Annotated in this window: 18 protein-coding genes; 7 read left to right on the top strand and 11 right to left on the bottom strand. The window is 71.6% G+C overall.

The annotated features are described in order from the left end of the window. Nucleotides 1-75 precede the first annotated feature (75 nt). Together hemW and FB391_RS11155 are read right to left on the bottom strand one after the other, a co-directional pair. Nucleotides 76-1293 carry a radical SAM family heme chaperone HemW gene (gene hemW, locus FB391_RS11160; protein WP_141894436.1) on the bottom strand — a complete coding sequence of 406 codons (1218 nt, stop codon included), beginning with the start codon at nucleotides 1291-1293 and terminating at the stop codon, nucleotides 76-78. A gap of 13 nt (nucleotides 1294-1306) precedes the next feature. Next, nucleotides 1307-1957 (bottom strand): DUF1990 domain-containing protein, encoded by a 651-nt coding sequence (locus FB391_RS11155; RefSeq protein WP_141894435.1) that lies wholly within the window; start codon nucleotides 1955-1957, stop codon nucleotides 1307-1309. A gap of 109 nt (nucleotides 1958-2066) precedes the next feature. On the opposite strand from FB391_RS11155, the gene FB391_RS11150 reads away from it, so the two are divergent. Next, nucleotides 2067-2807 (top strand): AAA family ATPase, encoded by a 741-nt coding sequence (locus FB391_RS11150; RefSeq protein WP_141894434.1) that lies wholly within the window; start codon nucleotides 2067-2069, stop codon nucleotides 2805-2807. 23 nt (nucleotides 2808-2830) lie between these two features. Here FB391_RS11150 and lepA read toward each other — a convergent pair whose 3' ends face one another. Next, on the bottom strand, nucleotides 2831-4681 hold the full coding sequence (lepA, locus tag FB391_RS11145; RefSeq protein ID WP_141894433.1) for a translation elongation factor 4: 1851 nt from the start codon (nucleotides 4679-4681) through the stop codon (nucleotides 2831-2833). Between the two features lie 63 nt (nucleotides 4682-4744). Between lepA and FB391_RS11140 the strand changes: the two genes are divergently transcribed. Beyond that, entirely contained in the window at nucleotides 4745-5464 is a 720-nt protein-coding gene (locus tag FB391_RS11140) for an alpha/beta fold hydrolase (protein ID WP_141894432.1), read from the top strand. A gap of 117 nt (nucleotides 5465-5581) precedes the next feature. Next, on the top strand, nucleotides 5582-5842 hold the full coding sequence (rpsT, locus tag FB391_RS11135) for a 30S ribosomal protein S20 (RefSeq protein ID WP_141894431.1): 261 nt from the start codon (nucleotides 5582-5584) through the stop codon (nucleotides 5840-5842). 77 nt (nucleotides 5843-5919) lie between these two features. Here the strand turns inward: rpsT and holA are convergent, their stop codons facing one another. The 5 genes from holA to FB391_RS11110 all read right to left on the bottom strand — a co-directional run bounded on the left by holA (nucleotide 5920) and on the right by FB391_RS11110 (nucleotide 14120). Beyond that, nucleotides 5920-6957 carry a DNA polymerase III subunit delta gene (gene holA / locus FB391_RS11130; RefSeq protein ID WP_141894430.1) on the bottom strand — a complete coding sequence of 346 codons (1038 nt, stop codon included), beginning with the start codon at nucleotides 6955-6957 and terminating at the stop codon, nucleotides 5920-5922. A 38-nt stretch (nucleotides 6958-6995) separates the two neighbouring features. Beyond that, nucleotides 6996-9338 (bottom strand): ComEC/Rec2 family competence protein, encoded by a 2343-nt coding sequence (locus tag FB391_RS11125; protein ID WP_246093467.1) that lies wholly within the window; start codon nucleotides 9336-9338, stop codon nucleotides 6996-6998. Between the two features lies 1 nt (nucleotide 9339). Beyond that, on the bottom strand, nucleotides 9340-9882 hold the full coding sequence (locus tag FB391_RS11120) for a helix-hairpin-helix domain-containing protein (RefSeq protein WP_141894740.1): 543 nt from the start codon (nucleotides 9880-9882) through the stop codon (nucleotides 9340-9342). Between the two features lie 251 nt (nucleotides 9883-10133). After that, on the bottom strand, nucleotides 10134-12710 hold the full coding sequence (leuS, locus tag FB391_RS11115; protein ID WP_185843035.1) for a leucine--tRNA ligase: 2577 nt from the start codon (nucleotides 12708-12710) through the stop codon (nucleotides 10134-10136). Nucleotides 12711-12812: 102 nt separating this feature from the next. Next, nucleotides 12813-14120 carry an anthranilate synthase component I family protein gene (locus FB391_RS11110; protein ID WP_141894428.1) on the bottom strand — a complete coding sequence of 436 codons (1308 nt, stop codon included), beginning with the start codon at nucleotides 14118-14120 and terminating at the stop codon, nucleotides 12813-12815. Nucleotides 14121-14162: 42 nt separating this feature from the next. Between FB391_RS11110 and FB391_RS11105 the strand changes: the two genes are divergently transcribed. Genes FB391_RS11105 through FB391_RS11090 form a run of 4 tightly spaced genes read left to right on the top strand, consistent with a single transcriptional unit; the run spans nucleotide 14163 to nucleotide 17583 of the window. Continuing rightward, on the top strand, nucleotides 14163-14852 hold the full coding sequence (locus FB391_RS11105; RefSeq protein WP_141894427.1) for a DedA family protein: 690 nt from the start codon (nucleotides 14163-14165) through the stop codon (nucleotides 14850-14852). Nucleotides 14853-14857: 5 nt separating this feature from the next. Beyond that, the gene (locus FB391_RS11100) at nucleotides 14858-15904 is read left to right on the top strand and encodes an App1 family protein phosphatidate phosphatase (protein ID WP_141894426.1); all 1047 of its coding nucleotides are present in this window, start codon (nucleotides 14858-14860) and stop codon (nucleotides 15902-15904) included. Nucleotides 15905-15954: 50 nt separating this feature from the next. After that, a complete protein-coding gene (locus FB391_RS11095; protein WP_141894425.1) occupies nucleotides 15955-16668 on the top strand; it encodes an SOS response-associated peptidase in 714 nt (237 codons plus the stop codon). Between the two features lie 42 nt (nucleotides 16669-16710). After that, entirely contained in the window at nucleotides 16711-17583 is an 873-nt protein-coding gene (locus FB391_RS11090) for a 3-methyladenine DNA glycosylase (RefSeq protein ID WP_141894424.1), read from the top strand. Nucleotides 17584-17586: 3 nt separating this feature from the next. Here FB391_RS11090 and FB391_RS11085 read toward each other — a convergent pair whose 3' ends face one another. Genes FB391_RS11085 through FB391_RS11075 form a run of 3 tightly spaced genes read right to left on the bottom strand, consistent with a single transcriptional unit; the run spans nucleotide 17587 to nucleotide 21545 of the window. Then, on the bottom strand, nucleotides 17587-18792 hold the full coding sequence (locus FB391_RS11085) for a glycoside hydrolase family 3 N-terminal domain-containing protein (RefSeq protein ID WP_185843034.1): 1206 nt from the start codon (nucleotides 18790-18792) through the stop codon (nucleotides 17587-17589). A gap of 27 nt (nucleotides 18793-18819) precedes the next feature. Continuing rightward, nucleotides 18820-20463, bottom strand: coding sequence for an acyl-CoA dehydrogenase family protein (locus tag FB391_RS11080; protein WP_141894423.1), 1644 nt, complete (start codon nucleotides 20461-20463; stop codon nucleotides 18820-18822). Then, nucleotides 20460-21545: a zinc-binding metallopeptidase family protein gene (locus tag FB391_RS11075; protein ID WP_141894422.1), complete on the bottom strand. Its 1086-nt coding sequence runs from the start codon at nucleotides 21543-21545 to the stop codon at nucleotides 20460-20462. Before FB391_RS11075 ends, FB391_RS11080 begins: the two co-directional genes overlap by 4 nt. Nucleotides 21546-21552 lie beyond the last annotated feature (7 nt).

Below are 21552 nucleotides of genomic sequence, written 5' to 3'. Positions count from 1 at the left end.
TGTCTGGAGTGCCAATTCTATCCGATCGGCATCCCCTGATCGCCGAGTGCGCGGCGCGAGTCGGCCCGGCGGGTGTCAGTCCGTGAGCGCCCTGACGACGGCATCCGCCAGCAGCCGCCCCCGCCGGGTCAGCACGATACGGCCGCGCACGGCGTCGGCGCCCTCGATCAGCCCGTCCGCGATGAGCGCCGCGACCGCGTGGCGGCCCTCGCCGAGGAGCTCCGACACGTCCAGGCCCTCACGGATGCGGGTGCGCAGCAGGACGCCCTCCAGCGCCCGTGCCGAGGCATCCGGGATCTCGCGCCCCGCGCCGGGCGACTCCCCCGATGCCAGCCGCTGCGCGTACGCCGCGGGGTGCTTCACATTCCAGAAGCGCACGCCGGCGACGTGGCTGTGCGCACCGGGCCCGAAGCCCCACCAGTCGGCGCCCGTCCAGTATGCGAGGTTGTGCCGCGAGCGGTGCGCGACGCCGCGGGACCAGTTCGACACCTCGTACCAGTCGTAGCCGGTGGCCGCGAGCAGGTCGTCGGCGAGCTCGTACATGTCGGCCTGCAGGTCGTCGTCCGGGGCCGGAACCTCGCCGCGGCGGATCTGGCGTGCGAGCTTCGTGCCGTCTTCGATGATCAGCGCGTACGCGGAGACGTGGTCGGGCCGCAGCGCGACGGCGGCCTCCAGCGACGCGCGCCAGTCGTCGAGCGACTCGCCGGGCGCGCCGTAGATGAGGTCGATGCTGACGTCGAGCCCCGCCTCACGCGCCGCGGCCACCGCCGTGCGCACGTTGTCGGGGTCGTGCGTGCGATCGAGGGCCGCCAGCACGTGCGGCACGGCGGACTGCATCCCGATGGACAGCCGCGTGACGCCGGCGGCGGCGAGCTCGTGCGCGACGGCGGTCGAGACGGTGTCGGGATTCGCCTCGACCGTCACCTCCGCCCCGTCCGCGAGACCGAAGGCGCCGCGGACGCCGTCGAGCATGCGGGCCAGATCGCCCGGAGGCAGGAGCGTCGGCGTGCCCCCGCCGAAGAAGACGGTCGATGCGGGGCGCAGTCCGCCCGCCGCACCGAGCACCGACGTGGCGAGGTCGACCTCGCGCAGGAGCGTGTCGGCGTACTGGTCCTGTCGTGCGCCGCGCAGCTCCGAGGAGGTGTACGTGTTGAAGTCGCAGTAGCCGCAGCGCACGCGGCAGAACGGCACGTGCAGATACACGCCGAACGGCGCGGCGGGATCGACGCGGATGCCGTCGGGCAGTGCTCCGTCCGTCGGCATCGGGTCGCCCAGCGGCAGAGCCGAGCCCATCAGCGTCTCGCGTTCACGCGGGCGTCGAGTACAGGGGCGAGATCGCGCGCAGGTAGCGCGTGAACAGCTCGCGGCGGCGGCGCTTGGTCAGGCCGGGCAGCAGCTTGTACAGGAAGGCGTGCGGGGCGTCGAAGGCGCGCACGGTGAACCACACCTCGTCGTTGTCGTACCACTCGAGCATGAACGACTCCTCGCCGCTCACGACGGAGTCGCTCACGGTGCCGAGCGCGAAACCGACGCGCCGAGGCTCCTCGACGGCGAAGATCACGCGCAGTTCGGCGTCGGCCTTGAGCCCCTTCACGCGCCCGTCCACGCGCACCGTGGCGCCCGCGCCCACGTACGGCGTGCCGTCCGCGTCGAACCGCTGCTCGGCCTCGGACCGGCTCGGCGCGATCGGGTTGCCCTCGGCGTCGAAGCCGACGCCGAGATAGGCGGGACCCGACGCCGGACGCACATCCTTGACCTCCAGGCCCGCACCACGCTGCGCGGTCCACGACATCAGCGCATCGGAGGCGGCCCGGAAGCGCGTCTCGCCGCTGCCGATCCGCCACGATTCCTCCGCCGGGATGCTGCGCTCCGGCGGATACTGCATCAGGTCGGGCGCCTGCGTCGCCCCGACAGCGGCGTAGTCGACAGTGTCGTCTCTGAACGTCCCGCGGCGCATGGATACCAGCCTAAGGGGTGCCGCTGACCGGTTCGTGGGAGTCCCCCGGGTGCCGTGGCCGAGGCCCTGCGGCGGCCGGCATGTCGCACGGTCGTGTCAGACTGCCGCTATGCGCGCCCGCGGATTCCGCCAGCCTCCGGTGGTCGCGGTGCGTGCCGACGAGGAGCGGTCGGCCACGATCGACCGCGCCTCCTGGCCAGTGACGATCCTCGCTGTCGCCCAGCTGCTCGACGAGGGACTCGCGCTCGGCCCCGGTGTGACGTTCCTCGTCGGCGAGAACGGATCGGGCAAGTCGACGGTGCTCGAAGGCATCGCGCTGGCCTACGGGTTCTCGCCGGAAGGCGGATCGACCTCGGCGCGGCACAGCACGCGCCGCACCGAGTCGCCGCTCTCGGACTGGCTCCAGGTGCAGCGGGGCGTCGGCGCCGCCCGGTGGGGCTACTTCCTGCGCGCCGAGACGATGCACTCGTTCTACACGTACCTGGAAGAGAACCCTTCGAGCTCCGGCGAGCCCGCCTTCCACGAGATGAGCCACGGCGAGTCGTTCCTCGCCATGTTCGACACGCGCTTCGACGCCCCGGGGTTCTACTGCCTGGACGAGCCCGAGGCCGCACTGTCGTTCGCTTCGACGCTCGCCCTCATCTCGACGCTTCACCGGATCGCCGCCGAGGGCGGTCAGGTCCTGTGCGCGACACACTCGCCGGTGCTCGCGTCACTTCCCGGAGCGCGCATCATCGAGCTCGGCCCGTGGGGCATGCGTCCCACGGCGTGGGAAGAGCTGGAGCTCGTGTCGAACTGGCGTTCGTACCTGTCGGCGCCCGAACGCTACCTGCGCCACCTGCTGGGCTGACGCGGCGGCGATGGTCGGCAGGGCTACTTGGTGCCCTTGCCCTCGACGTCACCCGACAGCGCGGCGATGAACGCCTCCTGGGGCACCTCGACGCGACCGACCATCTTCATGCGCTTCTTGCCCTCCTTCTGCTTCTCGAGCAGCTTGCGCTTGCGCGTGATGTCACCGCCGTAGCACTTGGCCAGCACGTCCTTGCGCATGGCGCGGATGTTCTCGCGCGCGATGATCCGGGCGCCGATCGCCGCCTGGATCGGCACCTCGAACTGCTGTCGAGGGATGAGCTTGCGCAGGCGCTCGGTCATCATCGTGCCGTACGCGTACGCCTTCTCGCGGTGCACGATCGAGCTGAACGCGTCGACCTTGTCGCCCTGGAGCAGGATGTCGACCTTCACCAGGTCGGACTCCTGACTGCCCGCGGGCTCGTAGTCCAGGCTCGCGTAGCCCTGCGTGCGCGACTTCAGCTGGTCGAAGAAGTCGAAGACGATCTCGCCGAGCGGCATGTTGTAGCGCAGCTCGACGCGCTCCTCGCTGAAGTACTCCATGCCGAGCAGGCTGCCGCGGCGCGACTGGCACAGCTCCATGACGGTGCCGACGTAGTCCTTCGGCAGCAGGATCGCCGCCTTGACCATCGGCTCCGAGACGGATGCCACGCGACCGTCCGGGTACTCGCTCGGGTTGGTCACCGTCACGTGCTCGCCGGTGTCGGTGGTGACCTCGTAGACGACGGACGGCGCCGTCGTGATGAGGTCGAGGTCGAACTCGCGCGAGAGCCGCTCGGTGATGATCTCGAGATGCAGCAGGCCGAGGAACCCGCAGCGGAAGCCGAAGCCCAGCGCGACCGAGGTCTCGGGCTCGTACTGCAGCGATGCGTCCGAGAGCTTCAGCTTGTCGAGCGCCTCGCGCAGGTCGGCGTAGTCGCTGCCGTCGATCGGATAGATGCCCGAGAACACCATGGGCTTCGGGTCGGTGTAGCCGGCCAGGGCGTCGGTGGCGGGCTTGCGGGCGTTCGTGATCGTGTCGCCGACCTTCGACTGGCGCACGTCCTTCACGCCCGTGATGAGGTAGCCCACCTCGCCCACGCCGAGGCCCTTCGTGGGGATCGGCTCGGGGCTCGAGACGCCGATCTCGAGCAGGTCGTGGGTCGCCTTCGTCGACATCATCTGGATGCGCTCACGCGGCTCCAGCTTGCCGTCGACCATGCGCACGTACGTCACCACGCCGCGGTACGTGTCGTACACCGAGTCGAAGATCATGGCGCGCGCCGGGGCATCCGCGTCGCCCTTCGGGGCCGGGATCTGCTCCACGATGCGGTCGAGCAGATCCTCGACGCCCATGCCGGTCTTGCCCGAGACCCGCAGCACGTCGTCGGGCGACCCTCCGATGAGGTTCGCCAGCTCGGTGGCGAACTTCTCGGGGTCTGCTGCGGGGAGGTCGATCTTGTTGAGCACGGGGATGATGTGCAGGTCGTTCTCGAGCGCCAGGTACAGGTTCGCGAGCGTCTGCGCCTCGATGCCCTGCGCCGCGTCGACCAGCAGGATCGCTCCCTCGCACGCCGCGAGGGAGCGGCTGACCTCGTACGTGAAGTCGACGTGTCCGGGCGTGTCGATCATGTTGAGCGCGAAGGTGCCGTCGGCGGTGGCCCACGGCATCCGGACGGCCTGCGACTTGATCGTGATGCCGCGCTCGCGCTCGATGTCCATGCGGTCGAGGTACTGGGCGCGCATGTCGCGGTCGGCGACCACGCCGGTGATCTGCAGCATGCGGTCGGCCAGGGTGGACTTGCCGTGGTCGATGTGGGCGATGATGCAGAAGTTGCGGATCAGCTCAGGAGGGGTCGCAGACGGCTCGAGAGGCTTCAGGGCGCGCGGTGACATGTCCAGACGATTCTACGGGTCAGGATGCCGGGACCCTGCGAGCGGGGTGACTAGCCTGGCTGCATGGCGGTTCAGGTCGTGCTCGTCCACGGCATCCGCACGTCCGCGACGATGTGGCGGGCCCAGGTCGAGTACCTGCGTGCGCGCGGCAACCCTGTCGTCGCGGTCGACCTGCCGGGGCACGGCAGCCGGATGTCCGAGACCTTCAGCCTGGACGGTGCGTTCGCGACGATCGACGAGGCGGTGAGGGATGCCGCCACCCGCGGCCGCGTCCTGCTGGTGGGCCACTCGATGGGCGGCCTGCTCTCGATCGAGTACGTCGGCCGGGAGGACCGCCCACCCGTGGATGCGTTCATCGCGGCCTCCTGCACCGCCATCCCGCGCGGCGTGGGGCTGGCGACCTACCGGCTGCTGGCCCGCAGCTTCGACTCGCTCCCCGACCGCGGCATGTGGCTGACCGACCAGGTGCTCGATCGCACCCTTCCGGCCGAGACCCGTGCCGACTTCGGAGCGGGCGGGTACGCGTTCGACACGCAGGACGTGGCGCTGCGCAGCCTCTCGGTGCTCGATCTGCTGGCAGCGCTCCACCGCATCGACGTTCCGCTGTGGTTCGTGAACGGGCAGTACGACCAGCTGCGCGTCAACGAACGGCTGTTCATGGAGGTCGCGAAGGATGCCGAACTCATCGTGGTGCCGCGCACGAGCCATCTCGTGACCGCGATGCGGCCGCGCGTCTTCAACGCCGTGCTGGGGCTCGCGCTCACGACTCTCGAACAGACCTGATAGAATCCTTGTTTGGCTTGCGTGTGGGTTCGTCCCTCACGACCGCCGCGAGGCGCCCTCTCTCGCCGAACGGCATACTCAAACCGATTCACCTCCGAACGAAAGAACCGTCGACACGTGGCGAACATCAAGTCGCAGATCAAGCGCAACAAGACCAACGAGAAGGCCCGCGAGCGCAACAAGGCCGTCAAAAGCGAGCTGAAGACCCAGGTGCGCCGCACCCGCGAGGCCATCGCCTCGGGCGACAAGGCCGCTGCCGAGAAGGCGCTCAAGACCGCGTCGAAGAAGCTCGACAAGGCCGTCAGCAAGGGTGTCATCCACCAGAACCAGGCCGCGAACCGCAAGTCGGCCATCGCGAAGCAGGTCGCGTCGCTCTGACGCACCGCCCGCTCACACGAGCTTGAAAAGGCCCGTCCCGCAAGGGGCGGGCCTTTCTCGTGCGCCCGGTGCGACGATCAGGAGCCGTACGGCGCCCGGGTGGCGATGACCGTGATCATGCGCTCCAGCGCGAACACGGCGTCGCGCGAGCCGCCCTTGACCTCGGCATCCGCCCGCGCGGTCGCCTGGATGGCCCGGCCCAGGCTCTCTTCGTTCCAGCCCATCAGATCGCGCCGGGCGCGGTCGATCTGCCAGTCCTTCATCCCCAAGCGCGCGGCGAGGGCTGACGACGACTCCCGGGTGCCCGCGACGCGGGCCATCGAGCGCAGCTTCATGGCGACGGCCGCGACCAGCGGCACGGGGTCGGCGCCCGAAGAGAGAGCGTGCCGCAGCGCGATGAGCGCCTCGCCGTAGCGACCCGCGATCGCGGTGTCGGCGACCGTGAACGCCGAGGTCTCGACGCGGCCGCCGTAGTAGCGCTCGACCACCGGCTCGGTGATGTCGCCGGGGACGTCCGCGATCAGCTGCTGACATGCGGCGGCCAGTTCGGTCAGGTCGTCGCTGAAGGCGGACACGAGAGCTCGGAGCGCGGGAGGGGCGATCCGCTTCTTCGCGGCCTGGAACTCGCCCGCGGCGAAGTCGTATCGATCGGAGTCGCGCTTGATCGCCGGGCAGGCGATCTCGACCCCCGAGCCCTCCCCCGCCCGGATCGCGTCGAGTAGCTTCTTGCCGCGGACGCTGGCACCCGTGTGGCGGAGTACGACGGTCGCGCCATCCTGCGGTGCGGCGAGGTAGGCGACCGCCTCGGCGAGGAACGTGTCGGAGCACTTCTCGACACCGCTCACGCGCACGAGGCGCGGCTCTCCGAACAGCGACGGCGACGTGACACCGAGCAGCGTGCCCGCGGCGTAGTCGTCGGCTCGCAGATCGGTGACCTCGAGGGTCGGATCCTCGGCGCGCAGATACTCTCGCACGCCGGCGATCGCGCGTTCGGCGCACACCTCTTCAGGACCCGACACGAGCACGATCGGCGCCGGCTGCGGGGCGCGCCACGAAAGCTGCGGGATGGCGCTGCGCGCAGCCTTCGAAGCGGGGCGACGCGCAGAGGATGCCATGGCTCCAGCCTACCGACGACTCCGACATCGGCGGCATGTCAGCCGCCGCGTTCACGCCACAGCGCGACGCCCGCGCGGCCTTCCCACACGGCGAGGATGCCGTCGAGATCGGTGCGGGCGACGCGCGCTCCGATGTCGTCGAGCACGGTCAGCGTCTCGTCGCGGGGATGACCGTAGTCGTTGCCGGCGCCGACCGTGATGAGCGCGACCGCGGGCGCTGCCGCGACGTAGAGGGCGGCATCCTGATCCGCGCTGCCGTGGTGGGCGACCTTCACGATCGCGTACGGAGGGGCGAGTCCTCCGGACGCCACGAGGGCGCGCTGGGGCGACGCCGAGAGGTCGCCGAGCAGCAGCAGGGGCGGGATGGGGCCGCCGCGGACGTCCAGGACCACACTGGAGTCGTTGCCCACGCCGAACGCGCGACTGTCGCTCCGCGGCCAGAGCACGCGCCAGGTCGACGCGCCGAGCGCGCCCGACATGCCGGCGGAGGCCTCCACCGAGCGCGCGCCGGCGTCGGTGAGCGCGCGCAACACGGCGGCGCCGACGGCGTCAGCGGGGCCGTGCAGCACGGTGCCGACACGTCCGACGACCGCCGGCACTCCCCCGCGATGGTCGAGATCCCAGTGCGTGAGCACGAGCAGGTCGACGCGGGACACCCCGACGCGATCGAGGCACGCGGTCAGGTTCGCGGGTTCGGGACCGGTGTCGATGAGCGCGACCACACCTGCCGACCTCAGCAGCACGGCGTCGCCCTGGCCGACATCGCACGCCAGCACCGCCCACTCGCCGGGGACCGTCCACCGCCCGGCCACGGACGTGAGCGCCGCCGAGCCCAGCGTCGCGCCGCCGATCACGGCCACGAGCACGACGGATCCGCCCCGCAGCGCGCGCCGGGTCCGCGGTCCACCGCGCGGCAGCACGATGATGGCGCCGATCGCCGCACCGACGACGCCGAGCGTGGCGGCGCCCGGCCAGCCCTCCAGCCACGGCAGGGCATCCGCGGGCAGCGAGGCCACGGTGCCCGCCGTCGCGGCGATCCACGAGGCGGGGAGCCACGCGAGCGCGGCGAGCCCGGACTGCAGCCACGGCACAGGCAGTGCCAGGCACGCCGCGAGACCGAGCACCGTCGCCGCCGGGGCGGCGGGCTCCGCGAGCAGATTGGCCAGCACACCGTACACCGGGACCGTCGGCTCGATGAGCACCAGCAGTGGGCCGCACGCCAGCTGTGCGGCGATCGGGATCGACAGTGCGAGCGCCAGGGGGCGGGGCATCGAGCGCGCGAGCCCCGCGGCGAGCGGTCGCGCGAACACCAGCAGGGCGCCCGTGGCCGCCACCGACAGGGCGAAGCCGAGGGATGCCGCCAGCCAGGGATCGAGCACGAGCAGGACCGTCACGGCGAGCGCCAGGATGGCCGTGCCAGCCCCGGTGCGGCCGAGGAGTACCGCCAGCATTGCGACGGCGGCCATCGCCGCCGCGCGCACCACGCTCGGCTCGGGCGTGACCAGCACGACGAACCCGACGAGCACCGCGAGTCCGACGCCGACGCGGAGCGCGCGCGATGCGCCGAGCAGTGCCGCGCAGGCGAACGCGATGCCGACCACCAGCGCGCAGTTGGCACCGGACACCGCGGTGAGGTGCGAGAGTGAGGATGCCTTCATCGCGGCGTCGAGCTCCGGCGAGACGACCGAGGTGTCGCCGACCGCGAGGCCCGGAACGAGTCCCGCGCCCTGCCCCGGCAGGCCGTCCACCGCCGCGACGAGCCCGTCGCGCAGACCCGCGGTCGCCGCCGCGATGCCGGTGGGCGCGGTGGTCACCTCCACTCCGCGCGAGCCCCACACGGTGACGACAGCCCGCTCCCCCGCGCGCGCCGGCTTCGCCGTGCCGCGCGCGATCACCTCGGCGCCGACATCCAGCAGCGCCGGCTGATCGACGTCCTCCGGCGCGACGCGCACGACGACCTCGACGTCCGCGTCGCGCCGGGTGGCTCCGGTCGTGAACGCCGTCGCGCGCGCGTCGAACGCGAGCGTGCCGTCGGCGCGTCGCTCCACCTTGCCCACGACGGTCGCTGTCACGTCGACCGCGCGGCCACCCGAGAGCGCCTCGGCGGCCAGCTGCGTCCGCGCCGGCTGGGCGAGCGCCACGTGCGACGCCGCAGCCGCACCCGCGGCAAGGGCGAGGATCGCGACCAGGACGGCAGCCGACGGCCGGGTCGACGGCGTGCTCCGCCTTCGGATCGTAGCGGCCGCCAGCGCCCCGCCCACGGCGAGCCACAGCGTGAGCGCGAGCCCTGTCGACCACGTCGGCAGGAGGATCGCCGCGGCGGCGACGGACCAGGCCGCCGCGGCCACCGGGACGAGCCGCAGCCTCCGTGCCCGCGTCACGTCACACCGTGACGAGGTCGCGCAGCGACGCGAGCATCTTGTCGCCGATGCCCGGCACCGCCAGCAGATCGTCGACGCTCGTGAAACGGCCGTTGTCGTCGCGCCACGCCACGATGCGCTCCGCGAGGGCGGGGCCGATCCTCGGAAGCTCCTCGAGCTGGGCGGCATCCGCCGTGTTGAGGTTCACACGGCTGTCGGCGGCCGTCTGCGCGCCGGAGGACTGCCCCGTGCTCTCGCCGACGCGGGGAACCGGCAGCTGCTCGCCGTCGGAGACCACGCGGGCGAGGTTGACCGCGCTCCTGTCGGCGTCGTCGGCGAAGCCGCCGGCGGCCGCGACGGCATCGACCACCCGGGAGCCCGTGGGCAGCACATACAGACCCGGCGACCGCACCGCCCCCGACACATGCACGTAGAGGTCGGCCGTGGTCGTGACGGCGCCGGTGGGCGTCACGTCGATCGACACCTCTTCCGCGGGCGTCAGGGCGCCGCGGAAGATGCCGACGCCGACAGTGACCGCGACGGCGGCGACGACGAGCACCACCACCGCCCCGACCCCGAGCCTCCGGCGCGGGGAGGCGGCATGGGCCGCGGCCTCGAGGTCAGCGGGCTCACCGGAGGTCACGCCGCCACGCTAGGCGGCGCCGCGACCCGTCGGCGCGTGTTCCGGCGCGTCTGTGGACACCCCGGCGGACACCGGTCCTGTGGAGGACGGAACCCGACAGCCGACCCGTCCCTCGAACGACGGATGCCGTGCCCGCGGCTGCGGGCACGGCATCCGTCATCGCAACGCAGCGATCACTTCGTCGCGAAGCTCACGACCTTCGGCGGGCGCACCACCGCGCGGACGATCTCACGGTCGCCGAGCGCGCGGACGACCTTCTCGTCGGCGCGCGCGAGGCGCTCCAGCTCGGCGGCGTCGACGCGGGCCGAGACCTGCAGCGTGCCGCGCACCTTGCCGTCGACCTGCACCACCGCGGTCACACGCTCCTCGACGAGCAGCGTCGGGTCGGCGGTGCGCCACGGCACGAGGCCGACGAAGCCCTCGTAGCCGAGGATCTCCCACATCTCCTCCGCCGTGTGCGGCGCGAACAGGTCGAGGACCATCGCCGTCACCTCGGCCGCTTCGCGCACGGCCGGGTCTGCGGGGCCGGCGCCCGAGTCGATCACCTTGCGGGTCGCATTGACGAGCTCCATGAGGCGGGCGACGACGACGTTGAACTTCGTCTGCTCGACCAGTCCCGGAGCATCGGCGAGCAGGCGGTGCGTCACGCGGCGGAGCGACTCGTCGCCCTCGGCCCACACCACGTCCGGCGTGCTCGCCACGTCGTTCGCGACGCGCCAGGCGCGCGCGAGGAACTTCTGGGCACCGGTGGTCGACACGTCCTCCCAGTTGATGTCGTCCTCGACGGGGCCGGCGAACACCATGGCCACGCGCGAGGCGTCGGCGCCCGGGTCGACCATGCTCGAGGCGAACTCGACGAGGTTGCCCTTCGACTTCGACATCTTCGAGCCGCCCAGCAGCACCATGCCCTGGTTGATGAGGCTCGTGAACGGCTCGGTGAAGTCGATCAGTCCCATGTCGAACAGGACCTTCGTGATGAAGCGCGCGTACAGCAGGTGCAGGATCGCGTGCTCGACGCCGCCGATGTAGGAGTCGACGGGCGCCCAGCGGGCGGCCTCGGCCGACGGGAACGCCTCGGTCTGGTCGTTCGGCGCCAGGAAGCGCAGGAAGTACCACGAGCTGTCGACGAACGTGTCCATCGTGTCGGGGTCGCGCAGCGCCGGCTCGCCCGTCTCGGGGTCGGTCGTCTGCATCCACTCCGTCGCGCCGCCCAGCGGCGACGTGCCCTTGGGCTTCAGGTCCAGCCCGCGCGCATCCGGCAGCTCGAGCGGCAGCTGCTCGTCGGGCACCGGGACGATGCGGCCGTCCTGGGTGTGGATCATCGGGATCGGCGTGCCCCAGAACCGCTGGCGCGAGATCAGCCAGTCGCGCAGGCGGTACGACTTCGCCGCGCGACCGGTCCCAGCCGCGTCGAGCTGCTCGATCATGCGCGCGATGGCGTTGCGCTTGGACAGTCCGTCCAGTGCGCCCGAGTTGATCAGCCGACCTTCGCCGGTCAGGGCGATGCCCGTCTTGGCCGGGTCGAGGTCGGCCAGCGACTCGAGCGGGCCGGGATCCAGCGGCACGCCCTCGTCGTCGAGCTCGATCACCGGGATCGCGCCGGTGATGGATGCCGTCGTGTCGACGACCACCTTCACGGGCAGGTCGAACGCGCGGGCGAAGTCCAGATCGCGCTGGTCGTGCGCGGGCACGGCCATGACGGCGCCGTGGCCGTAGTCGGCCAGCACGTAGTCGGCGGCCCAGATCGGCAGGCGGTCGCCGTTCACGGGGTTGATCGCGAACCGGTCGAGGAACACGCCTGTCTTCGGGCGGTCCGTCGACTGGCGCTCGATGTCCGTCTCGCGCTGCACGCGCTCCAGGTAGTCCTGGAAGCGCATGCGCACCTCGGGGGTGGAGCCCGCGACCAGTTCGGCGGCGAGGTCGCTGTCGGGCGCGACGACCATGAACGTGGCGCCGTGCAGGGTGTCGGGGCGCGTCGAGAAGACGGTCACCTTCTCGGCGCGACCCTCGATCTCGAAGTCGATGTCGGCTCCGACCGATCGGCCGATCCAGTTGCGCTGCATGCGCAGGACCTTCTGCGGCCAGAACCCCTCGAGCTGGTTCAGGTCATCGAGCAGGCGGTCGGCGTAGTCGGTGATCTTGAAGTACCACTGCGTCAGATTCTTCTTGACGACCTCGGCGCCGCAGCGCTCGCAGTGGCCGTCGACGACCTGCTCGTTGGCGAGGACCGTCTGGTCGTTCGGGCACCAGTTGACCGGGCTCGCCTTGCGATACGCCAGGCCGCGCTCGTAGAGGCGCTGGAACAGCCACTGGTTCCAGCGGTAGTACTCGGGGTCGCTGGTGTGGAGGATGCGCGACCAGTCGTAGGACGAGCCGTACTCGTGGAAGCTCTTCTTGTGCTGCGCGATGTTCGCGTACGTCCACTCGCGCGGGTCGGAGCCGGCGCCGCCCTTGATGGCCGCGTTCTCGGCCGGCAGGCCGAACGAGTCCCAGCCGATCGGATTGAGCACGTTGTAGCCGCGGTGCCGCCAGAACCGGGCCACCACGTCGACGTACGCGTAGTTCTCGGCGTGGCCCATGTGCAGGTCGCCCGAGGGGTACGGGAACATGCCGAGCACGTACTTGCGGGGACGGGTGTCTTCGGCGCCGCCCGCGCGGAACGGGTCGGCCTCGGCCCAGCGCGCTTGCCACTTCTGCTGGATCGCGTACGCGTCGTAGCCCTCGGCGGGCGCAGTGGTGTCGGAAGACATGGTCTGACTCACGTGGGAAGTACCAATCCTGGGATGCCGGAATGCGGGCGCGACGCAGAACGCGCCGCCCAGCGCACCTTCCAGGTTAGCGGACCTGCCGCCTCACCAGCCCGGCGGAAGGGTCGCGCCCACTGCCGAGAGAGGCCCGCGAGCCTTGATCCCCACCTCGGCGACCTCCGCTGCCGCATCCGAACGCCACGTGATGCCGCCGCCGGCGCCCACGTAGGCGCCACCGGGGCGCACGACCACGGAGCGGATCACCATCGCGAGATCGAGCGCGCCGTCCTCGGCCACCCAGCCGAAACAGCCCGCGAACACGCCGCGCGGCGCGTGCTCGAGACGTTCCAGGATGGTCATCGCCGACAGCTTCGGAGCCCCGGTCATCGATCCGGCGGGGAAGGTGGCGTCCAGCAGCCCGCCCACGGTCGTCCCCGCGGTCAGCACGCCCGACACGGTGCTCACGAGCTGGTGGACCGCGGGGTACGTCTCGACCTCGAGCAGCGCGTCGACGCCCACGGTCCCCGGCTCGCAGACGCGGGAGAGATCGTTGCGCATGAGGTCGACGATCATGATGTTCTCGGCGCGCTCCTTCTCGTTCGCCCGCAGCTCGGCAGCCAGTGCGGCGTCGGCGGCGGCATCCTCTCCGCGCGGGCGGGTGCCCTTGATCGGGCGCGTGCGCACGATGGCGCCCGCCTCCTCCGCCACGACCTGGAGGAACTGCTCGGGGCTGGCGCTCAGCAGTGCGACATCGCCCGCGCGCACGAAGCCGCCGTGGTGGGCCGCCGTCGCCTGCCGCAGCCGCAGATACGCCTCGACCGGGTCGACCGCACCCTCGATCTCGAAGCGGGTGGTGAGGCAGAGCTGATACGCGTCGCCCTCGCGGATCGCGTCGCGGCACTGCTCGATGAGCGCGGCGTAGTCCGCCGCCGTGTGCCGGGAGCGGGCGGCGCGCTGCGGGAGGTCGTGCGGGCGACGCGCGACGGCAGCGGATGCCGCCACCCGGCCGATCGCCGTGACCAGCCGCGCCGCTTCGTCCGGTTCCGCCCGGACCGTCACCCGCCGGACGGCATGGTCGAACCCGATGATGCGGTCGGCGCGCAGCCACAACTGGGGCGGGACGCCGTCGGCGTCGTCACGGAACGGGGCTCCCGCGCGTGCGGCGGCCTGGTCGTACCCCCACCATCCCACCCAGCCGCCACGGAAGCCGTCGTCGCCACGGGGCGCGAGGGAGGTCGCGCGGACACGCCGTGGATCGTCGGGCATGCCGATGCCCATCCAGCTGGATCCGGTCGCCGCGTCGGGCCCGGCATCCAGCCAGAACGCATGCGGCGCATCGGCGAACAGCGCCACGAAGACCTCTGCCGGGTCGACCCATCCCGGCAGGTCGACCGCGACGAAAGCCTCCGACATGTTCCCAGGTTAGAGGGACCGCAGGCGCTCTAGGCTCGTGCCGTGAACGAGTTCCTGACGTGGCTGCTCGACGCCGTGCAGAGCGTCGATCCCCTCGTCCGGACGCTGCTGGCGGGTGTGGCCATCATGCTGGAGACGAGCGTGCTCATCGGGCTCGTCATCCCCGGCGACACGGTCGTCATCGTGGCGGCGACAGCGGTCTCGTCGCCCGCCGAGGCGGTCATCCTCGGCATCGCTGTCGTCGCGGGCGCGATCGCCGGCGAGAGCATCGGATTCTGGCTGGGGCGCGTGCTGGGGCCCCGCATCCGTCATTCGCGTCTGGGGCGCTGGATCGGCGAGGACCACTGGGCACGGTCCGAGCGGTACCTGCAGCGCCGCGGCGGGCCCGCGATCTTCCTGTCGCGCTTCCTGCCGGTGCTGCATTCGCTCGTGCCGCTCACCGTCGGCATGAGCGGGTTCTCGTACCGCCGGTTCCTGGCGTGGACCATCCCGGCGTGCGTCATCTGGTCGGCTCTGTACATCTCGGTCGCGGCGGCCGCAGCAGGGACCTACCGCGAGCTCGCCGACCAGCTGCACTACGCCGGATACATCTTCGTCGCGGTCATCGTCGTCTTCCTGGTGCTCGTGTTCGTCGCCAAGAAGATCATCGAGCGGAGCGAGCGCAGGCATCTCGAGCACGACCCGTCCGCGGACGGCACGGCCGAAGCGCCGGCGCCGGACGTGAAAGACTGAAGGGGATGCCCGAAACCGACACGTCGCCCGCGCGCGCCAAAGTCCTGTGGCTCGCGCGTCTGGAGTACCGGTTCCACGCGTGGCGCGAGCGTCGTGCGCGCCGGCGCGGCCAGACGCCCACCGTCACCCCGTTCCCCGGTTACGGCGCCCCCGACTGGGTGCGCGTGCTGGGCCGCGTCATGATCGTGCCCCCGGTCAAGCCCGTGGGCGAGGGCGAGTACGCCGCCGTGCGCGGCTGGCGCAGCTTCGTCGCGGTGCCGATCGGGTACGCACAGGTCACCGTCACGATCGCCGGTGTCGCGCACGAGGTCGTCGCCGACCGCGGCGGCGTCATCGACACCCGCATCCCGGCGCAGCTCGAACCGGGCTGGCAGACGTTCACGATGTCGGTCGAAGGCGGCGAGCCCATCGAGACGCGCGCGTTCATCGTCTCGCCCGACGTGCGGTTCGGCGTCGTCTCGGACGTCGACGACACCGTCATGGTGACGGCTCTTCCCCGCCCGCTGCTGGCGGCGTGGAACTCGTTCGTCGTCGACGAGCACGCGCGCCAGCCGGTGCCCGGCATGGCGGTGCTGATGGAGCGCGTGGTGCGAGAGAACCCCGGCGCCCCGCTCGTTTACCTGTCGACCGGGGCCTGGAACATCGCTCCGACCCTTATGCGCTTCCTCAGCAGGCACGTGTTCCCGCCGGGCGCGATGCTGCTCACCGACTGGGGGCCGACGCACGATCGCTGGTTCCGCAGCGGACAGGCGCACAAGCTGTCGAACCTGCGACGACTCGCGCAGGAGTTCCCGAACGTGCGGTGGCTGCTCGTGGGCGATGACGGTCAGCACGACGACGCGATCTACACGACGTTCACCGACGAGCACCCGAAGCAGGTCGTCGCCGTCGCGATCCGTCGGCTGTCGCCCGCCGAGGCCGTGCTCGCCGGAGGACGCACCGCCGTCAACGACCACGCCGCCGCCGCCGTGCCGTGGGTCAGCGACGAGGACGGCGCGGGGCTGCTCGAACGCCTCGAGGACGTCGGCGTCGTCGGCACCGTGCAGCCCTGACGGCCGAACCGGCCGCGCCGGCGTCGGAGGCCGCGCGTAGGCTGACTGCCATGTGCGGACGCTTCGTGGTGGCCAGTGCCGGATCCGATCTCGTCGGCGTGCTGCGCGTCGACGTCGAGGGCGACGATCTGCCCCAGCCCTCGTACAACGTGGCGCCGACCGATCGCGCGGCGATCGTGCTGGATTCGGCGAAGACCGAGCCGCCCACGCGGCGCCTCGAGTCCGCACGCTGGGGTCTCGTGCCGTCGTGGGCCAAGGATGCCAAGATCGGCGCGCGCGCCTTCAACGCCCGCGCGGAGGAGCTCGAAGACAAGCCGATGTTCCGCAGCGCCCTCGAGAAGCGCCGCGCGGTGGTGCCCACCTCGGGGTACTACGAGTGGAAGACCGTCGACGGGGTCAAGACCCCGCACTACATCCATCCGGCCGACGGCGAGCCGCTGTTCCTCGCCGGCCTGTACGAGTGGTGGCGTGACAAGACGAAGGGCGACGACGACCCCGATCGCTGGCTGCTGAGCTTCACGATCCTCACGCGCGACGCGATCGGCCACCTCGGCTCCATCCACGACCGCATGCCGCTGTTCCTCGATCCCGACCACGCGGACGCCTGGCTGGACCCCACGACCGACAACGTGCGGGACGTGCTCGATGCGGCGATCGACGCCGCGCCCTCGCTGGCCGACACGCTGGACGACCACGTCGTCTCCAAGGCGGTCGGCAACGTCCGCAACAACTCCCCCGAGCTCATCGAGCCGGCGGAGGACTGAGCCTTCCAGGGAGTGCGGAAGACGCCCGCGTATCCTCGAACGGTGACGATCGCTCCCCCGGCTCCGACGGTGCTCGCCGCCGACGAGTGGCGCGAGCGAGAGTCGGTGCACGCGGCCCGGGCGCATGCGCTCACGCGCGCGCACCGCGAACGTGCGGCGCGGCGCGAACCGCACCCGGTCGAGGACTTCCTGTTCACGTACTACGCGTACAAGCCGGCGATCCTGCACCGCTGGCATCCCGGCCAGGACGTGGAGCTGTCGGATGCCGCGGACGACGCCCGTGCGGCATGGCGGTGGTACGCGCCCGGCTCCTCCCCCGGGTCGCTCGTGGTCGACGGCGCCGGCTTGCGGGCGGAGCGCGGAACCCTCCTCGCCAACATCGGGACGATCCTGCGCGGCACGGCCGGGCGGGCGCCGGTCTTTGGGTGCTTCGGTCTGCATGAATGGGCGATGGTGTACCGGCAGCGCGAGCACCGGCATCCCGTGCCCCTGCGTCTCGGTCAGGACGGGACTGACGCCGTCGTCGAGGCGCACGACCTTCGCTGCACGCACTACGACGCGTTCCGCTTCTTCACCCCCGACGCGCTGCCCCGCAACCGCGAGGCCCCCACGCGCGAGCGCCAGGCGTCGCTCGAGCAGCCGGGTTGTCTGCACGCGGGGATGGACCTGTACAAGTGGGCGGTGAAGCTCGGCCCGCTCGTCCCCGGCGACCTGCTGCTGGACGCGTTCGAGCTCGCACGCGACATCCGCATCCTCGACATGCAGGCCTCGCCCTACGACCTCGCGGACTGGGGCTATGAGCCCGTGCGCATCGAGACGGCCGAAGGGAAGGCGGCGTACGTGCGCGCCCAGCGCGGGTTCGCCGAGCGCGGTCAGGCGCTGCGCGGGCGCCTGCTCGGCATCATCTACGGCTGACCGTCAGCCCGCCGGAGCGCAGTCGCCGCAGGGCACGAGTCCTCTGCCTTCGGCGGCGATCCGCAAGCGCAGGGCGGCCACCCGCTCCGCTGCCTCCTCGAGCCTGGCAGCCGGCAGGGCCCCCGAGTCGACGGCCGCGACCATCGCGTCGACGATGCTCGGCGCCGTGTCGGGGGTCGAAGAGACGACGGTGAGCACCAGGTCGCTGCCCGCGGCGAGCGCGGCGACGGCGTTGGCGGCGGGATCGGCGTACCGCGGATCCCCGGATGCCTGCAGCATGCCCAGATCGTCCGTCACCGCGATGCCCTCGAAGCCGAGCTCTTCGCGGGCGATCCGGTGCCACTCGGCCGACAGGCTCGCGGGCGCGGGATCCACGGCGGTGTAGGCGAGGTGGCCGAACATGAGCAGCGGCGCACCCGCGTCGACCCCCGCGGCGAACGGCACGGCATCGGTCGCGCGCCAATGGTCGTACGGGAGCGGGGTCGCGGGGATCGTGGCGTGCGAGTCGGCGGCCGTCGCGCCGTGGCCGGGGAAGTGCTTGAGAGTGGATGCCGCGACGCCGGCTTCGCCCTGGACCGCCGCCGCGACGCTCGAGGCGGCGGCGTCCGGCGTCGTGCCGAGTACGCGCCGGTAGATGAATGAGGCGGGGTCGGCGGTCTCGTCGGCGACGATGCCGAAGTTGACGCCGATGCCCGCCCGTCGGACCAGCGCCGAGCGGCCCGCGAACGCGTCTTGGACGGCCGCGGCGGGCGCCGCCTTCAGCGTCAACGCGGACGGGAACGCGTCCCACGGCAGTCGCGAGACGTCGCCGCCCTCCTGATCGACGGCGATGAGCGGCGGAAGCGCGGGGTCGATTGTGAGCGCCGCGGTGAGCCCGCGGAGGGTCGGTTCGTCGGCGGGGATGTTCGCGCCCATGAGCAGGAATCCGCCGATCCCGGTGGACGCCATGTACGAGCGCAGCGCTGCGGCATCCGTCGTCGGGATGTGTCCCATGACGACGCTCGCCGCGCGTTCCCGCACCGACATCAACGCCACGCGAGCACGCGCCGCGTCGGCGACCGCGTCGGCACCGGCCGGCTCGACGACGACGCTGGCGTCCGCCCCGTGGGTGGCCGCTGCTGTCGCCGGTGTGCCGCCGCCGCTCAGGAGGACCGCGACCACGGCGGCGAGGGCCACGCTGGCCGCGCCGGTGCGCCGGACGGATCTCACACGTCCAGCCTAGGCCGCGCCCGGAGCTCAGTGCCGGGCGAGGAGGGCGGCGGCGTCCGTCCCCGCCGGCAGGACGCCGTACTGCGCGCCCCGGTCGTCGCCGAGGCGCGCACCGATGAACGCCTCCGCCGCGTCCGAGGGCGCGTGGCGGAGCATGAGGGATGCCTGGAACGCGAGCGCGAGACCCTCGCTGAGCCGCCGCGCCTGTGCCGCGGCCTCGTCGGCGTCGGCCGTCGAGAGCCGCCCAAGGAGCAGGAGCGTGCGCTCGACGTGGGAGTCGAGCAGGGCGCTGGCACCGGTCGTCGTCGCCAGTTCGTCGCCGAACGCCGCCGCAGACTCGGGGTCCCGTGTCAGTGCGCGCAGGACGTCCAGCGCGATGACGTTGCCGGATCCCTCCCAGATCGCCATCACCGGCTGCTCGCGGTACCGGCGCGCGAGCGGGAAGTACTCGGTGTAGCCGTTGCCGCCGAGGCATTCCATGGCCTCGGCGGCGTGGTGCGGGCCGCGCTTGCAGATCCAGTACTTCGAGACGGGGGTGGCCAGGCGCCGCAGTGCGGCATCGCGATCCGACGCGCCGGCTTCGAACAGCTGCGCCAGGCGCAGCCCGGTGAGCATCGCGGCCTCGTACTCGAGGGCGAGGTCGGCGAGCACCGAGGTCATGGCGGGCTGCTCGACGAGCAGACGGCCGAACGCCGAACGTCCGCGGGCGTGCCACACCGCTTCGGCGAGCGACTGCCGCATGCCCGCCGCCGTACCCAGCACGCAGTCCAGCCGCGTCCGCTGGACCATCTCGATGATCGTCCGCACGCCCCGGCCCGGCTCGCCGAGGAGGAACCCGATGGTGCCGTCGAACTCGACCTCGGACGAGGCGTTGGAGCGATTGCCCAGCTTGTCCTTCAGCCGCTGGATGCGGAACGTGTTGCGCACGCCGTGCGGCAGCATCCGGGGCACGAACAGGCACGACAGTCCATCCTCGACACCGCTGTCGCGCGTCTGCGCGAGCACGAGGAACGCGTCCGACATCGGTGCCGAGCAGAACCACTTGTGCCCGGTGAGCTCGTACGCGTGCCCGCCCATCGCCTCACCGACGGTCGTTCCGGCGCGCACGTCGGAACCGCCCTGCTTCTCTGTCATCGCCATGCCGACCAGGGCGCTGCGCTTCTCGCCGCCGAGCAGACGGGGTTCGTATTCGCGCGACAGGAGCCGCGGCATCCACTCGTCCGCGATCCACGGCGAGCCCTCGATCGAGGCGACCGCGGCATGGGTCATCGACACCGGGCAGGCGTGACCGGGCTCGACCTGCGCGAACAGCATGAACATGGCGCCGCGGGCGACGGCGGCACCCGGACGCGGATCGGCCCACGCGGAGGTGTGCGCCCCGCGGGCCACGGCTTCGCGGATCACGCGGTGATAGGACGGGTCGTACTCGACCTCGTCGATGCGGTTGCCCCAGCGATCGTGGATCTGCGCCACCGGGGAGTGCACGTTCGCCTGCTCGGCGTCGCGCTGGAACGCAGCCGATCCGACCAGCGTGCCCGCCTCGTGCAGCCCGTCCTCGGCCCACTCCGCGCCGAGGCGCCGCACAGCCTCCGCGAGGGGCGCGTTGACGGCGTACTCGTCGAGGTCCACCCGCCAGGGCGCCTGGTTCTCGACGCGATGCGTGACGCTCACGACCGCTCCGCGTCGCCCGCCGTCGCCAGCGCGTACTGCTCACGCGGGCTGAGCGGAGCGCGGGTGACGATGTCGTGGATGAACGCCAGCTTGTGCCGCACCGGGGCGACGATCGTGAACGGGTAGAGGTCGCCGAAGCCCATCGACCGGTTGATGCGGTTGAAGCCCTGCGACATCCACTCCCAGTCGGTGAGCAGCCGCTGGATCGGCTCGTCCTCGTACGAGTCCAGCGGCACGACGTCCGTGTCGCGGAGGTTCGTGACGGCGGCGTCCAGGTGGATGCCGATGACCGCCGCCGTCTGCAGGGTCCCGGTGATGTGCAGGTAGTGGGCGAACGTCTCGGCGAAGTCCTCCCAGGGGTGCATCGTCGCGTACTCCGAGATGAAGGACTCGTGCCAGTCGGCCGGCGCGCCGACCCTGTAGTGGCGCTGGAGGGCGTCGCGGTAGCTCGTCCGCTCGTCGCCGAACAGCTCCCGGCAGCGGTCCCACAGCGCGGGATCCGAGAGCAGCACGTTCTGGTAGTAGTGGCCGACCTCGTGACGCAGGTGCCCGAGGATCGTGCGGTACGGCTCCCCGAGCTTGACCCGCAGCGCCTCGCGTCTGTCGTCCAGGCTCTCTGCGAGGTCGATCGTGATGATGCCGTTCGCATGACCGATCGTGACCCGCTGGCCGTCGGAGAGGCTCGAGATGAGGTCGAACCCCAGCCCGCCCTTCTCGACGTCCCAGCCGACGATCGGCAGCCCGAGATCGGCGAGCTGCAGCAGCAGGCGCCGCTTGGCCTCTTCGGTCTTGGCGAGCTTCTCGAGCGCGACCGTGTCGTTGGACGCAGGACTGCGCCGCGTCAGGCGGCACGAGAAGCAGCGGCCCGCGGGCGCGTTCTCCCACACCAGCCAGTTGCACGCCCATTCGCGGTTGGAGCAGGCGTACCAGACCTCGCCGTCGATGAGCGCCTGCCCGTGGCGCAGCCCCTGGAACTCGCGCGACGGCAGGTGGTAGCCGATCTCGGCTTCGCAGTTCGGACACCGCAGGGTGTCGAGGTAGACGAAGTGGCGGCAATGCGGACAGCGGGGCTGCGAGCTCACCGTCTCA

The sequence above is a fragment of the Microbacterium kyungheense genome (genome assembly GCF_006783905.1).
GTDB lineage: Bacteria > Actinomycetota > Actinomycetes > Actinomycetales > Microbacteriaceae > Microbacterium > Microbacterium kyungheense.
This window is presented reverse-complemented; position numbering and strand designations above follow the sequence as displayed.